The sequence below is a fragment of the Mesorhizobium sp. M7A.F.Ca.US.005.03.2.1 genome (assembly GCF_003997795.1).
Classification (GTDB): domain Bacteria; phylum Pseudomonadota; class Alphaproteobacteria; order Rhizobiales; family Rhizobiaceae; genus Mesorhizobium; species Mesorhizobium ciceri.
Map to the genome: position 1 here is coordinate 1 of NZ_RZRP01001399.1, position 858 is coordinate 858.

Below are 858 nucleotides of genomic sequence, written 5' to 3' on the forward strand. Positions count from 1 at the left end.
CCACGCCGGCATCGCCGCCTGGAAGCTGCAGCGAATTGCCCTGGATCAGCGTGTCATACTGCTCCCACACCCAGCGGCGCGAAGACAGGTCGGGACCGCCGAGCAGCTTCAGCAGCGCGTCTGCAACATCGGCTTGCGGAACGTCATTGGCGGCCAGCGGCGCCGGCTTCTTCGGTTCGATCCACGGCCGGTCATATTCCGGAGCCTTGTCGCCAAGATCCTTGATCGGCAGGTTGGCAACCTCGTCGCCCTGGTGCAGCACGCGGAAGCGCAGATCGTCGGTGGTCTTGCCGACGATGGCGAAGTCGAGCCCCCATTTGTGGAAGATCGCCTCGGCTTCCTTTTCCTTTTCCGGACGCAGCACCATCAGCATGCGCTCCTGGCTTTCCGAAAGCATCATTTCGTAGGCGCTCATGCGCTCTTCGCGCACCGGCACCTTGTCGAGATCGAGCTCGATGCCGAGGTCGCCCTTGGCGCCCATTTCGACCGCCGAGCAGGTGAGGCCGGCCGCACCCATGTCCTGGATGGCGATGACGGCGCCCGAGGCCATCAGTTCGAGGCTGGCTTCCAGCAGGCACTTTTCGGTGAAGGGATCGCCGACCTGCACTGTCGGACGCTTCTCATCGATCTTGTCGTCGAATTCGGCCGAAGCCATGGTGGCGCCGCCGACGCCGTCGCGGCCGGTCTTGGCGCCGAGATAGACGACCGGCAGGCCGACTCCCTTGGCTTCGGACAGGAAGATCGCATCGGTCTTGGCAAGGCCCGCTGCAAAGGCGTTGACCAGGATGTTGCCATTGTAGCGGGCATCGAAATTGACCTCGCCGCCGACCGTCGGCACGCCGAACGCGTTGCCATAGC

Annotated in this window: 1 protein-coding gene; it reads right to left on the reverse strand. The window is 64.1% G+C overall.

All coding sequences use genetic code 11. The features are described from left to right. The coding region (locus EN991_RS38070) for an AIR synthase-related protein (protein WP_245461201.1) at positions 1-858 on the reverse strand (858 nt) is incomplete at both ends.